Genomic DNA, 14,031 nt, shown 5'->3' on the forward strand with positions numbered 1-14,031 from the left:
TAATTGAAACTGACCGGATTGCCATTAGAAATACGTCAATCGACACAAGCCGACGCTGCTCCTGCCGCCCGACGCACTGACCACCACTTGCCTCACAAATCGATTATTTCAAAAAAAGGAAAAATATCTTCCAACTTTGCCTATTTTTATGCGGACACTGAATTGCTACGCTTGAGCCATCGATCGAACAAGATCGCAGCCAACGTAAAGAGGAGTAGCACCATGAAACGCATTCTGTCCGCCCTGATCGCCTCCATCGCTCTGTTCGCAGCGGCTTCCGGCGTAGCCCATGCCGCCACGCCGGCGCAATGTGACGGCCCGGCATCGTACTGCAACGTGTTTTTCGGCAACTAAAAATCACGCGCCGGCAAGTGTAGGCGCGAAGGCACGCGCGGCGTCACAGCAACGCCGCAGCCAACGTCCAGCGAGCAGCGAGAAAAAGAGGGCGCCCAAAGGGGCGCCCTTTTCACATTTCACATTCAAGGCAAAAGCCGTTACGTCTTGCCACTCCCATCCATCCCCGCACCCGTGCGCCAGACTTCCTTTCCGCGCTCCGACAATTTCCCGCTGCTGTTCGCCGCGTCCGGCTGTGTGCCTTCCACAGCCATCTCGCCGCCGGGCTGCTCAAGCGACCGCGGCTTCTCCTTCTTGCGCGCGGCCACTGCTTCATCGTGCGATTTACCTGCGTGATCGAGACTCATTGCTGATCCTCCGTGATGACTGCTGCCTCCAGATGCCGTATGCCGAAGGCACGCTTGATTGACAAGGCAAAAGTATCAGTTATCCACAAGGTTATTCAGTAAATCTGTGGATAACTTTTTCCCTTGCCGCGTTATCCACCGCTCTCGCCTTTCGCCGCCAGACGTTTCCGCCACATCGACTGCGCCCGCCTGCTCTCATGCCGACGCGCGGCCTTTTTGCCTATCATGGACAGTTCGTACCCTGTGCGCCTCGGCGCCTCATCTCAAGGAAACGAATCATGGCCCTACACATCGCAGTCGTCGTCGGCAGCCTGCGCCGCGAGTCGTTCAACCGCCAGTTGGCGCAAGCCGTCATTTCGCTCGCGCCGTCCGACTTCACGTTCGAACACATCGACATTGGTTCCCTGCCGCTTTACAGCCAGGAATACGACGCCGATTACCCCGAAGCCGGCAAACACCTCAAGCAGCGCGTGGAAGCCGCCGATGGCCTGCTGTTCGTCACGCCCGAGTACAACCGCTCCATTCCCGGCGTGCTGAAGAACGCGCTCGACTGGGGTTCGCGTCCGTGGGGCACCAACTCCTGGGGCAACAAACCGGGCGCGGTGATTGGCACGTCGGTCGGCGCGACGGGTTCGGCGCTCGCGCAACAGCATCTGCGCAATGTGCTGGCCTACCTCGATGTCGCGACGATGGGCCAGCCGGAAGTGTTCATCAAGCACGATCCCGCGGTCATCGACGAGAAAGGCGAAATCCTCAACGACCGCACGCGGCAGTTCCTGCAATCCTTCATGGATCGCTATGTCACGTGGGTCAAGCGGCACCCCGCCGGGTAACACCGCTTAAACCACCGAAGCACGACACAGCATCCGCTGTTAGATGCGGCGGCGCGGCCATCGCTTCACGACGCGCCGCCGCTACCGCTTCCCCCGTTCTGCTTTTTATACGTGGTGATGCCCCGTCACCCGTTCCCAGCCGTGGCGCACGGCGAGCTTGAAGCGCTCCCACGTGCTGTCCGGCGAGGTGGTTTCCCAATGACGCCGCGCTTCGGGTTCGACCTCGTCCCACGCGCGGTCGCGATAACGCAGGTCTTTGCCGATTTCCGCGCCGTAGCGATACGCCGGCACGTAGTCCTCGTAACGCGCGTCGTCGGCGGCGTACTGCTCGTCGTAGTGCGTCCGGAAGTCTTCCTCGTACTCGACGTATTCGTTCGGAATCTGGCCGCCCAGACCCGCCGTCGGCTGTCCGGCTTCCGAGACGACCTCGGATGGCTGCATCACCGCGCCCGACCCGGGCGCGGAGCCGGCGGCAATCGCGCTGCGTCCGGCATCGCCGGTTAGCGGATCAACCACCGGTTCGCTCAGGCGGTCGGTCGTCGGACGCTCATCGAGTGGCGGCGGCGCCAATGGCTCAGCATCGGAGCCGAGCGGCGGCGCCGGATACAGCGGATCAGCCGTCGTCGCGCGCGGCACGGCTGCGCCCGAAGCTGGCGGCGGCACAGCCCCGGCTCCCATGGATGTCGCCGCGTCCCTGCTGCTCACGTTGCTGATTCCCGTTTCAGGCGCGCGCGGCGTGCCGGGCGTGATCGCGCCGATGCCCAGTTCGTCGAGCACCGAATGCTCACGGGCGGATTCGGTGGACGATTGCGCGCCCCAATCCGGCGAACGCTCGCCGATGTCGGTCGCCCCGAGCCGCGTCAGCGTGTTGCGCGCCAGTTCGGCATGCGATCCGCTGGCGGCATCGACGATCACCAGCACGGCGCCGCGCCGTACCGCTTCCGTGTATCGCGCCGTCTCGGGCGCGCGTGATCCGCTGGCGAACAGGCTCGACAAGAACCGTTCGATGTTCGCGAGCACGCCCGAACCGGCGACTTCTTCGGATGCCGAGCCGACGGACGGCTCCGCGTTGGCCTGCAATTCAATCGTCTCGCGCGCGAAGCCGGTCTGCACTAGCGTGTCGCGAGCGGCTTCGGCCTGAGCATAGGTGCTGAATAAACCAATCACGGTATGTCGCATGGCTGTCTCCGACGTTTGGGGGCGCACGGACGGCGCGCTGTGCGCCATCCCCCATTGCATCGAAGAAGCCGCAACGTTCATGCCGGGATTCGTGCCGACGTGCGCCGCACCCGCCGCTGCGGGCCTGCGCAAAGCGCCCGTGACGCCGGGCGCGGCGGTTGGCGGACCGCGCTTTTTACAAAACAGCGTAAATGGCGGGAAAGCGGTGGCGAAATAGCGGTGGCGAAATAGCGGTGGCGAAATAGCGGTGGCGAAATAGCCGGGCGGACGCGCCCGGCTATTCCACGTGATGCGCCGCCGGATCGACGCCAGTTTGCGCGAGGTTGCGCTGAATGCCCTGCAGAAGCTTTTCCAGTAGCGCGATATCGAACGGTTTGGCGAGCACGCGCACGTTGACGTGCCGCGCGCGGTCGAGTTCTTCCGCATAGCCGGTGACGAGAATGACCGGCAGGCCGGTATCGAAGGCCATGATGGCTTCGGCCAGATCGATGCCGTTAAGACTCCCCGGCATATGAATGTCCGACAACACGAGATCGAACGGCAGCGGCGCGCCGGTGCGCGCCTGCCGCGCATGGGCGATGTCGAAAAGACGCAGCGCCATGTCGGCATTGAACAGGCACGTGACCTGGTGGCCCATCATCTGCAAAAGCGCCTCGGTGCCGGCCGCCACTTCCTCGTTGTCCTCGACGAGCAGAATGCGCAGCCCGTGCGGCGCTGTGTTGTCTTCCGTGTCCGTTTCGACCGGCGTCTCGACGTCCGGCTCGGCTGTCGCGCGCGGCAGATAGAGCCGCACTGAGGTGCCCGCGCCGACGGCGCTGTCGATCGCGGCCAGCCCGCCGGAGCGCTCGCAGAATGCAAACACCTGCGGCAAACCGAGACCCGTGCCCATGCCCTTGCCCTTGGTCGTGAAAAGCGGCTCGAAGGCTCGCGCGAGCACTTCGGGCGCCATGCCGACGCCGGTGTCTTCGAGCGACACCTGCACGAAGTCGCCCGTCAGCGGGAAGCCGTCTTCGTGACGGAAGGTGATGTTGGTCGCGCGCACCGTGCAGCGCCCGCCGTTGGGCATGGCGTCGCGCGCATTGACGGCCAGATTGATCAGCGAAAGTTCGAGTTCGGCGACGTCCACGCGCATCGGCCAGATACCCACGCCAATGTCCATCATGAGCGATACCTTGGCGCCGAGCGACGCCCGCAGCAGATCGCGACACGCCGGCAGCCAGCGCTCCGGCGCGACGGTTTCGTTGCGCAGCGGCTGCTTGCGCGCAACGCCGAGCAACTGCCGCGTGAGCGACTGGCCGCTCTTGAGCGCCCGCTCCATCGACGAAAGTTCGCGCTCGAGTCCCGGCACGCCGCGCCGTCGCGCGATCTGCACGTTGGCCGAGAGGATCATCAGCAGATTGTTGAAGTCGTGCGCGACGCTGCCGACGAGCGTGCCGAGCGCCTCCATCTTGCGCGATTGCCGGTACGCCGATTCGATCGAACGACGCATCGACGCTTCCGCCTGCCAGCGCTCCCACGCTTCTTCTTCCGCGCCGAGGCGGCGCAGCGACAGCCAGATGACGCACCACAGCGCGACGGACGGCGTGAAGATCGACAGCATCAGGACGGCGAGGTGGCGATACCACGCGGCCCACATCCCCGACGCGCGAAAGCCGCACATCACGTAGACCGGATACGAGCCGACGTGCCGGAACGCGGCGATCATGTTGTCGCCGTCGAGCGCGGAGCGCATGCGCACCACGCCGGCCCGCCGTCCCTGCTGCATGGCCTCGACGAACGGCGAGCCGTCAGCGACGGCGGTCGGCTCGCCTGGCCGGCGCGGATAGTGGGCCAGCACCGCGCCGTCGGCGCGAACGAGGGTCATGGTCATCGGCGTGCCGTCGATGCCGCCGAGCAGCTCGCGGTAAAACGCGTCGAAATAGCTCGGGCGCAACGCGACCGACACCACGCCGGCGAAAGCGCCGTCCGGCGCGCGCCGCGCCACGCCGGTGTTGAACACCTGTTCGCCCGCGACGTGCCCGGCCATCATTTTCGACACATGTTCGAGATCCTTGCCGTCGCGAATGCCGACGAAATCGGCGCGATCGCCGATCGACACCTTCGGCGCCGGATAAATCCGGCTGCTCGCGAGCAACTCGCCGTCGCGCCCGAAAACCGACACGGCGGCCACCTGCGGATAACCGCCGCCCATCGTGCGCAATTTCTGGTGAATCGCGGCCTCACGCGCGCGAACGCCGTTGTCGTCGAGTCCTTCGATCAAGTCGACGATGCGCGTGTCGAGCGTCTCGTTCATGTCGAACACTTTCAATGCATGCTCTTCCGCGACGCGCACGGTGCGCAGCGCCATGTCGGTCGCGTCGGCTTCGCGGCTGCGCAGATCGCTGAAGGCCATTGCGGCGACATAGACACAGGGCAGCACGATCGCGATGACCAGCAGCGCGATCAGCGTCATTCGCCGAACGTGAAAATTCTGCTCCGGCACGGCGGGAAACACCGCCTCGTCCTGACGCCCTGCGGAGGGCATCGCTCGATGCGGATCGAACCGGTCGTGTGTCATTTTTAACGATGCTCAGATCTTTCGAGACGGTGGGGACGGCGTCATACGAGAAGCATAGATGGAGAACAGAGGTAGAAGTTACCGTAGTGAGCGCCGCCCAGTGGGCGCCTACGCGTTGTCCGTACTTTAAATCAGTGACGAATCGCAAAGCGCAAACGTACACAAAAGTGTAAACGATAACGAAAGCAGACTTATGCTTCACGGATGTTTTCAAAAAGCATGTCATGAAGGAAGATATTGTTACTCAAGCTGGATTATGGCGTGTTGCTTTTCGGATGTTTTACTTCGAGAATCGACGCCACGATAAAAGTGCGTCCGCCATGTTCGAACGCACATGCCGCGAGGGCCTGGATCACGCGTATCGCGCGTGAGTGCCGGCGTTCGCGGAACCACGAGCGCGGCAGGGGGCCAAACCAGCCGCGCCGACACATCTACGGGGTAGGCTTAGCATGCCGGTCACAGCCGTCGTCCATCGCCCGCACGCGCGTTTGCGCGCGTGCCAGGGCATCGCCACATGCGCCGCGTCGCGCCTTCTCCCCGCTTGGCCGCAAGCTGCATTCCAGCGGTCTCACGTGCATTCCGGCGTTCGCCGACAGACTTCACCCTAAAGAGATCAAATCAGCCGCCGTTAACGCGTAAGAGCTCACTTCGCCCTTTCGACCCGCCATGTCTCTGCCCATTGTGATCGCCGACGATTCATTGCTTGCCCGCAAGGTGCTCACCAAGGCATTGCCGCCGGATTGGGACGTCGACGTGTCTTACGCTTCAAACGGACAGGAAGCGCTCGCCTTGTATCGTCAAGGTCAGGCCTCGGTGATGTTTCTCGACCTGACCATGCCGGACATGAACGGCTATCAGGTGCTCGAAGCGTTGCAGCACGAGGACCTCAACACCTTTGTCATCGTCGTCTCAGCCGATATTCAGCCGATGGCCCAGGCGCGCGTGCGCGCGCTGGGTGCCGCGGCGTTCATCGCCAAGCCCGTGACGCCGGAAGCGGTACTGCCCATCCTCAAGGAGTACGGGTTGTATGTCTGAGCCAGTCATCAACGAAGATCAGCGCGACGCGCTGCAAGAGGTCGCCAATCTGGCAATGGGTCAAGCCGCGACGCGCCTCGCCCGGCTGCTCGATTCGTTTATCGAGCTGTCGGTGCCGCGCGTGAAGGTGGTGGCCGTCAGCGAGGCTGCGCGGGCGCTGAGAGACATGACCGGTATCGACGAGCCGGTCAGCGCGGTGCGCCAAGGGTTCCGCTCGGACATCAAAGGCGAGGCGCTGGTCATTTGCCGCAGCGACAGCGTCGACGATCTGTGCGCGCTCGTGAGCGATCCGTACTCGCGCTCGGCTTACGAAGCGGTGAGCCAGAAGGAATTGATGTTCGACGTGGCCAACGTGCTCACGGGCGCGTGCGTGTCATGCATTCTCGACCAGCTCGGCCGCACGCCGGTGTTCTCCGCGCCTGGCCTGCTCGGCGGCGCGTTGACGCTCGACGAAGTGTTCCAGCCCGGCGTGCTGCAATGGGAAGTCGCCTTGCTGGTCGAAGTCAATTTCACGCTCGAAGACCAGAGCTTCCGCGCGCATCTCGTGATGCTGATGGCGGAAGAGTCCATCCGTCACATGAACGACGCGCTCGACGCGCTGCTGTCCAGTCTATGAACGCACCCACGCAATCGTTGAGCGATCTTGTCGTCGAGCGCGTGGGCTTCGGCATCTTCGTGCTCGACCGCGATATGAACGTGCTGATGTGGAACCGCTTCATGCAGGATCACAGCGGCTTGTCCGCCGAACAGGTGGTCGGCAAGTCGCTGTTCGCGCATTTTCCGGAACTGCCGCGCGTGTGGCTGTCGCGCAAGGTCGAAAGCGTGTTTCAGCTCGGCAGTTTCGCGTTCAGTTCGTGGGAACAGCGCCCGTATCTCTTCAAGTTCGATCACGACCGGCCGATCACGGGCGGCGTCGATTACATGCAGCAGGATTGCACCTTCATGCCGCTCACGCGCGATCGTGAAGTGGTGGCCGTTTGCGTGACGATTTCCGATGTGACGCATGTGAGCATCGTGCAGCGCGAACGCGAGGAAGCGGTTGCAAAACTGCAGGAATACGCGGACCGCGACGGACTCACCGGCATTGCCAACCGCCGCTACTTCGAAGCGCGTCTGCTCGACGAATACACGCGCTGGCAGCGCTATGGCGGCGATATGTCGGTGCTGCTGTTCGATCTCGATCACTTCAAGAAGATCAACGACCAGTTCGGCCACGGCGTCGGCGATACCGTGTTGCGCGTGATGGCGCAGCGGGTCGCCGAGGTCGTGCGCGCGCAGGACACGTTCGGGCGTTTCGGCGGCGAGGAATTTGCGTTGCTGCTGCCGTGCACGCCGCTTGAGGACGCAATGCGCGTCGCGGAGAAAATCCGTTGCGCTATCGCCGATACGCCGGTCGAAGTGCAAGGCACGAGCGTGCCGGTCACCGCGAGCGTGGGCGGCGCGGCCGCGCGTCCGGGCTTGCCGACCTACGACGTGCTCATCAACGAGGCCGACGCCGCGCTCTACAGCGCGAAGCGGCAAGGACGCAACCGCTCGGTTGCACTCAGCTAGGCGGCTTGCGTCCCCTATTCCGCGGGCGAAACTGCGTCGTCTCACAAACGTTGATATACTTTTCGCCGTTTCCGGCATCCCTGCCGTGTGTTTCGCGCGTGTCCGCGCGCGCGGGCCGCTTGCCCTGCGGCGAGGCATAAAATTCCTGAACGCCTTTCAGCGGGCGCCCTCCAGCGGAGATCGTCTTGGCTGTTTCCAATCTTGTCGTGGACGATACTGAAATCGACGCCGCCGCCGCCACGTCCGGCAGCTCGTTTTATCTCGCAATGCGCATCCTGCCGGCCGCGCAGCGCGACGCGATGTATCAGGTCTACGCTTTCTGCCGCGCTGTCGACGATATCGCCGACAGCGACTTGCCGCGCGCCGAGCGCGCCGCCGCGCTCGAACGCTGGCGCGCCGACATCGACGCGTGCTACGCCGGCGCGCCGCGCGCTTCGTTGCGGGCGCTGACGCGGCACATTCACACGTTTCATCTGCAACGCGAGGATTTTCACGCGATGATCGACGGCATGGCCATGGACGCCGCCGCCGACATCTGCGCGCCCGACGAAGCCACGCTCGATCTTTATTGCGACCGCGTCGCCAGCGCGGCGGGCCGTCTGTCGGTGAGAATATTCGGGATGCAGGAGGAGCCGGGCCGTTTGCTCGCGCACCATCTCGGCCGCGCGCTTCAACTCACGAACATTCTTCGCGATATCGATGAAGATGCCGGCATCAACCGCTGCTATCTGCCGCGCGAACTGCTGGCGCGCGAAGGCATCGCGGTAAACATCCCCCTGCAGATCGCCGACGATCCTTCGCTGCCGCGCGTCTGCGCGACGCTTGCCGCGCGCGCGCACGAACACTTCGCCGCGTCGGACGCGATCATGGACCGCGAGCCGCGCAACCACGTGCGCGCGCCGCGCATCATGTCGGGCGTGTATCGCGTGTTGCTGGAGCGCACGCTCGACCGCGGCTTCGACATTCCGCGCACGAAGGTCAGCAAGCCGCGTCTGCGCATGCTGTGGATCGTCGCGCGTTACGCGCTCTTCTGAACTGATGTCGCGACTCGTACATGTGGTCGGCGCGGGCCTCGCCGGCCTGGCCGCCGCAGTGCAGTTGCAGCGGCGCGGCGCGCGAGTCGTGCTGCACGAGGCGACCGGGCAGGCCGGCGGCCGGTGCCGTTCGTATTACGACGCAAAGCTCGGCGCGACGATCGACAGCGGCAATCACCTGATGATGTCCGGCCACGCCGCCACGCTGAATTACGCGCGGGCAATCGGCGCCTCGGACGAACTCACGGGGCCCGCGCTGCCCGAATTCCCGTTCGTGGATCTCGCGACTCATGCGCGCTGGGTCGTGCGGATGTCATCGGGGCCGCTGCCGTGGTGGATCTTCGACCAAACGGCGCGCGTGCCGAACACCGGCCCGACCGACTATCTGAGCCTCGTGCCCCTGCTGTTCGCCAAGCCCGGCCGCAGCGTCGCGCAAACCATGCGCGGCCAGGGCGCGCTGTGGGACCGGCTGCTCGCGCCGCTGTTTCGCGCCATGCTCAATGTCGAGCCGCGTGACGGCTCGGCGGAACTCACCGCCGCGATGCTGCGCGACACCCTATTTGCCGGCGGCGCGGCGTGCCGGCCGCTCGTCGCGCGTAACGGTCTGAGCCGCGCTTTCGTCGATCCCGCGTTGCGGCTCCTGCAGCATGGCGGCGCGAGCATCGAACTCGGCTCGCGCCTCGAAAAATTGGTGTTTGCCGCGAACGCGAGTCGCGTGGAGGCGCTCGATTTCGCGGAAAAAAGCATGACGCTCGATGCGAGCCAGGCCGTCATTCTGGCCGTGCCGCCGGAAGTCGCCGGCACGCTGGTGCCGGGGTTGCGCGCGCCGACCCGCTTCGCCGCGACAGCCAGCGTCTTTTTCGCGACGGAGCCGCCGTTCGGCATGCCGCTCGTCACCGGTCTTCTGAACGGCACGGCGCAGTGGCTGTTCGCCTCGGATGGGCGTCTGTCCGCCACGGTCTACGCCGCCGAATCCCTGCTGGAGACGCCGCACGAAGAACTCGCGGCGCGCTTGTGGCGCGAAGTCGCGGAAGCGGCCAGGCTGGCCGCCGCGCCGATGCCGGCGTGGCAGGTCGTCGTCGAAAGGCGCGCGACGTTTGCCGCGTTGCCGGACCAGGAAACGCTGCGTCCGGGTACGCGCACGCGCTGGAACAACCTGATGCTCGCGGGCGACTGGACGGCCACCGGCCTGCCCGCGACCATTGAAGGCGCGATCCGCTCAGGCCGGCAGGCCGCGGATACGCTGCTGAATCAACCGATGGAACGCCGATGAACGATTTATCTCAAGCCCACACGCTGGACGCCGCGACGCCCGAATCCGCCGATGAAGCCCCTCGCGCGCCGGCCGTGGCGAGCCACGCAACGGACGCGGGCGCCGCTTCGCTGGACGCCGCGATCACGCGCGCCACGGAGGCTATTCTCGACGCGCAGAAGCCGGACGGCCACTGGGTCTACGAACTCGAAGCCGACGCGACGATTCCCGCCGAATATGTGCTGCTGGTTCATTACCTCGGCGAAACGCCGAACGTCGAGCTGGAGCAGAAGATCGCGCGTTATCTGCGCCGCATCCAGTTGCCGGACGGCGGCTGGCCGCTGTTCACCGACGGCGCGCTCGACATCAGCGCGAGCGTGAAGGCGTACTTCGCGCTGAAGATGATCGGCGAGCCCATCGACGCCGAGCACATGGTCCGCGCGCGCGAAGCGATTCTCGCGCACGGCGGCGCGGAAACCGTGAACGTGTTCACGCGCATCCTGCTCGCGCTGTTCGGCGTGGTGTCGTGGCGCGCGGTGCCGATGATGCCCGTCGAAATCATGCTGTTGCCGATGTGGTTTCCGTTTCATCTGTCGAAGGTGTCGTACTGGGCCCGGACCGTGATCGTGCCGCTGCTTGTGCTCAACGCGAAGCGGCCGCTCGCGCGCAATCCGCGCCGCGTGCGCATCGACGAACTGTTTCGCGGCGCGCCGGTGAACACGGGCATGCCGGATCGCGCGCCGCATCAGCATGGGGGCTGGTTCCGGTTTTTCCGCGTGGTGGACACGGCTCTGCGCGCCGTGGACGGCCTCCTTCCGAGCGCCACGCGCGAGCGCGCGGTGCGCGAAGCGGTGGCTTTCGTCGATCAGCGGCTGAATGGCGAAGACGGCCTCGGCGCGATTTTCCCGGCCATGGCCAACTCGGTCATGATGTACGACGTGCTCGGTTATCCCGCCGATCATCCGAGCCGGGCCATTGCGCGCCAGTCGATCGAAAAGCTGCTCGTCATCAAGAACGACGAAGCTTATTGCCAGCCGTGTTTGTCGCCGGTGTGGGATACGTCGCTCGCCGCGCATGCTTTGCTCGAAACCGGCGAAGCGCGCGCCGAGCAGGCGGCCGAACGCGGCCTTGCGTGGCTGCGCCCGTTGCAGATTCTCGACGTGCGCGGCGACTGGATTTCGCGCCGGCCGAACGTGCGTCCGGGCGGCTGGGCGTTCCAGTACAACAACGCGTATTACCCGGACGTCGACGACACAGCCGTGGTCGCGATGGCCATGCAGCGCTCGGGAGCGCTCACGCAGTCGGGCGTGGATCGCGACGCGATTGCGCGGGCGCGCGAATGGGTGGTCGGCATGCAAAGCAGCGACGGCGGCTGGGGCGCCTTCGAGCCCGAAAACACGCAGTACTACCTGAACAACATTCCGTTCTCGGATCACGGCGCGCTGCTCGATCCGCCGACTGCGGACGTGTCGGGCCGTTGCCTGTCGATGCTCGCGCAACTCGGCGAGTTTCCGCGGAACAGCGAGCCGGCGCAACGCGCGCTCGACTACATGCTGAAGGAACAGGAACCCGACGGCAGCTGGTACGGCCGCTGGGGACTGAACTACATCTACGGCACGTGGACCGCGCTTTGTTCGCTGAACGCGGCCGGCATGCCGCACGACGACCCGCGCATCCAGCGCGCCGCGCAATGGCTTCTGTCGATCCAGAACGACGATGGCGGCTGGGGCGAAGCCGGCGAGAGCTACAAGCTCGACTATCGCGGCTACGAACGCGCGCGGAGCACGGCTTCGCAAACGGCATGGGCGCTGATGGGCCTGATGGCGGCGGGCGAGGTCGATCATGAGGCGGTGGCGCGCGGCATCGCGTATTTGCAGCGCGAACAGCGCGAGCATGGCTTGTGGGACGAAACGCGCTTCACCGCCACCGGTTTCCCGCGCGTGTTCTATCTGCGCTACCACGGCTATCGCAAATTCTTCCCGCTGTGGGCGCTCGCGCGCTTCCGCCATCTGAAGCGCAACGGGCTCACGCGCGTCGCCGTCGGGATGTAACGAATGCCTGGTTCAACAGCGCCTTCCGCCGAGGCCGGCTTGCCGGTCATCGTCGTGACGGGCATGGCTTTCGAGGCGCGGATTGCGCGCGGCAAGGGCGTCGAGGTGGTCTACGCGGCGCGCGCCGATCTGCTTGAGCGCGCGCTGAGCGCGGCGGTGGCGCGGGGTTGCTCGGGGATCGTCAGCTTCGGCACGGCGGGCGGTCTTGCGCCCGAGTTGAAGCCGGGCGCGCTGATTGTCGCGGATGCAGTCGAAGGTCCGTTCGGCCATGTTCCGACCGATTCCGCCTGGTCGGACCGTCTCGCCGCCGCGCTGACCGTCGGGCCGCTGGGCGCACGCCTGCAACGAGGTCCGATGGCCGCGGTCACGGCGCCGCTCATGTCCGCCGCCGACAAACGCGCGCTGCATCGCTCGACGGGCGCGCTCGCTGTGGATATGGAGTCGCATCTTGCAGGCGCGATGGCCACCGCGCGCGGGTTGCCGTTCGCCGTGTGCCGCGCGATTGTCGATCCGGCGTGGCGGACGCTGCCCTTCGCCGCAACCGCTGGTCTGCGCGATGACGGCAGCACCGCGCTCGCGCCGATCTTGCGCGAGCTGATGCGGCAACCGTCGCAGATTGGCGCGCTGATTCAGGTGGCCATCGACGCGCGCGCCGCGCGTGTCTCGCTCGTACAGGCGCGGCATGCGTTGGGCGCGGCGGGCGCGCTCAGGTTGGGCGCTGCTTGACGATTACCGGGCGGCGCGCTTTGCCGTTCAGTTCAACCTCTCAATGCACGCTTTGGCGCGTGTCTTCGCACGGGTTATTGCGCAGCCGGTGCTGAAGCCGGTTGTTGTTTATCAGCCGGCGCAGGCACCGCGGGCGCTGCCGTTCCCGGCGTTGAAGCTGAAGCCGCAGCCGGTGCAGCCGCTGCCGGATTCGGCGCCGCGCCCGCCGCGCCGCTTGCCGGTGCTTCGCCAGGATCGCTGTAATTGGGCACGGCCGACGCCCCCGCCGGCGCGCCCGTCGCCGCCCCGGACGCCGGCTCCGGCGCTTGCGCGGCATCGCCGGGATCGGTGTAGTTCGGCAGCGCCGCCGGCGCGCCCGCTGCGGGGCCTTTGGCCGGCGCGGTGGCAGCGCCCGAGTCGCCCTGATCGTCGTATTGCGGCAGCGGCGCGGCATTGTCGCTCGTGCCGCGCAGACGCGCCCGCCGCTGCTGCGTATAGGCGTCGCGCACGAACGAGTATTTGTCCAACGCGGCCTGTTGCAGCAGGTCGGTCGCGCCGAGCAGGTCCGAGCGCACGCTCACGAACTGCAGCACATACAGCGGATTGCGCTCGGCCGGCTCGATGTAGTTCAGCGGATTGAACTTCACATCCACCACCAGCCCCATGCTGTCACGCACGGTGCTCGGACCGAACAGCGGCAAGACGAGATACGGTCCCGACGGAATGCCCCAATGGCCGAGCGTCAGCCCGAAATCCTCGTGATGTTTCGGCAGACCGGCCGGTGTCGCCCAGTCGAGCAGGCCGCCGAGACCAAAGGTGGAGTTGAACGCGAAACGGACGATGTCCTCCGTGGCGTCGGTGATCTTCAATTGCAGCAGCGCGTTGGCCGCGTTGGTGAGGTCGCCCAGGTTCGAGAAGAAGTTGCTGACGGCCGTGCGCAGCGGCTGCGGCGTGACCTTCTGATAGCCCTTGGCAACCGGCACCGCGATATAGCGGTCGACGCCGTCGTTGAAGCTGAACACCGCCCGGTTCACCGGCTCGAACGGGTCGCCGGGCTTGCGGTCAGGCCCGGTTGCACAGCCGCCGATGAGTCCGGTCGCGGCGAGCGCCAGCACAGTGGTTCGCAGTTTCAT

Annotated in this window: 13 protein-coding genes; 9 read left to right on the top strand and 4 right to left on the bottom strand. The window is 65.5% G+C overall.

From position 1 onward, the window contains the following. Positions 1 to 222 precede the first annotated feature (222 nt). A complete protein-coding gene (locus VOM14_RS00305; RefSeq protein ID WP_327626671.1) occupies positions 223 to 354 on the top strand; it encodes a hypothetical protein in 132 nt (43 codons plus the stop codon). A 140-nt stretch (positions 355 to 494) separates the two neighbouring features. Here the strand turns inward: VOM14_RS00305 and VOM14_RS00310 are convergent, their stop codons facing one another. Then, a complete protein-coding gene (locus VOM14_RS00310; RefSeq protein WP_327626672.1) occupies positions 495 to 701 on the bottom strand; it encodes a hypothetical protein in 207 nt (68 codons plus the stop codon). A 278-nt stretch (positions 702 to 979) separates the two neighbouring features. On the opposite strand from VOM14_RS00310, the gene VOM14_RS00315 reads away from it, so the two are divergent. Beyond that, positions 980 to 1,534 (top strand): NADPH-dependent FMN reductase, encoded by a 555-nt coding sequence (locus VOM14_RS00315; protein WP_327626673.1) that lies wholly within the window; start codon positions 980 to 982, stop codon positions 1,532 to 1,534. A gap of 105 nt (positions 1,535 to 1,639) precedes the next feature. Here the strand turns inward: VOM14_RS00315 and VOM14_RS00320 are convergent, their stop codons facing one another. Continuing rightward, positions 1,640 to 2,713 (bottom strand): hypothetical protein, encoded by a 1,074-nt coding sequence (locus tag VOM14_RS00320; RefSeq protein ID WP_327626674.1) that lies wholly within the window; start codon positions 2,711 to 2,713, stop codon positions 1,640 to 1,642. Between the two features lie 277 nt (positions 2,714 to 2,990). Beyond that, positions 2,991 to 5,270 (bottom strand): hybrid sensor histidine kinase/response regulator, encoded by a 2,280-nt coding sequence (locus VOM14_RS00325; RefSeq protein WP_327626675.1) that lies wholly within the window; start codon positions 5,268 to 5,270, stop codon positions 2,991 to 2,993. A 666-nt stretch (positions 5,271 to 5,936) separates the two neighbouring features. On the opposite strand from VOM14_RS00325, the gene VOM14_RS00330 reads away from it, so the two are divergent. The 7 genes from VOM14_RS00330 (at position 5,937) to VOM14_RS00360 (ending at position 12,919) form a co-directional block, all read left to right on the top strand. Continuing rightward, on the top strand, positions 5,937 to 6,305 hold the full coding sequence (locus tag VOM14_RS00330) for a response regulator (protein WP_327626676.1): 369 nt from the start codon (positions 5,937 to 5,939) through the stop codon (positions 6,303 to 6,305). Next, the gene (locus VOM14_RS00335; RefSeq protein ID WP_327626677.1) at positions 6,298 to 6,921 is read left to right on the top strand and encodes a chemotaxis protein CheC; all 624 of its coding nucleotides are present in this window, start codon (positions 6,298 to 6,300) and stop codon (positions 6,919 to 6,921) included. Before VOM14_RS00330 ends, VOM14_RS00335 begins: the two co-directional genes overlap by 8 nt. Continuing rightward, complete coding sequence (locus VOM14_RS00340) at positions 6,918 to 7,856, top strand: sensor domain-containing diguanylate cyclase (RefSeq protein ID WP_327626678.1); 939 nt, start codon at positions 6,918 to 6,920, stop codon at positions 7,854 to 7,856. Before VOM14_RS00335 ends, VOM14_RS00340 begins: the two co-directional genes overlap by 4 nt. Positions 7,857 to 8,041: 185 nt before the next feature. Next, the gene (hpnD, locus tag VOM14_RS00345; RefSeq protein WP_327626679.1) at positions 8,042 to 8,890 is read left to right on the top strand and encodes a presqualene diphosphate synthase HpnD; all 849 of its coding nucleotides are present in this window, start codon (positions 8,042 to 8,044) and stop codon (positions 8,888 to 8,890) included. Between the two features lie 4 nt (positions 8,891 to 8,894). Further along, positions 8,895 to 10,163, top strand: a complete 1,269-nt coding sequence (gene hpnE, locus VOM14_RS00350) for a hydroxysqualene dehydroxylase HpnE (RefSeq protein WP_327626680.1) — start codon at positions 8,895 to 8,897, stop codon at positions 10,161 to 10,163. Next, a complete protein-coding gene (shc, locus tag VOM14_RS00355) occupies positions 10,160 to 12,193 on the top strand; it encodes a squalene--hopene cyclase (protein WP_327626681.1) in 2,034 nt (677 codons plus the stop codon). The genes hpnE and shc overlap by 4 nt, the downstream gene beginning before the upstream one ends. 3 nt (positions 12,194 to 12,196) lie before the next feature. Continuing rightward, on the top strand, positions 12,197 to 12,919 hold the full coding sequence (locus VOM14_RS00360; protein ID WP_327626682.1) for a phosphorylase: 723 nt from the start codon (positions 12,197 to 12,199) through the stop codon (positions 12,917 to 12,919). 74 nt (positions 12,920 to 12,993) lie between these two features. On the opposite strand, the gene VOM14_RS00365 is transcribed toward VOM14_RS00360, so the two are convergent. Further along, entirely contained in the window at positions 12,994 to 14,031 is a 1,038-nt protein-coding gene (locus VOM14_RS00365; RefSeq protein ID WP_327626683.1) for an MlaA family lipoprotein, read from the bottom strand.

The sequence above is a fragment of the Paraburkholderia sp. MPAMCS5 genome (assembly GCF_036016995.1).
Taxonomy (GTDB): Bacteria; Pseudomonadota; Gammaproteobacteria; order Burkholderiales; family Burkholderiaceae; genus Paraburkholderia.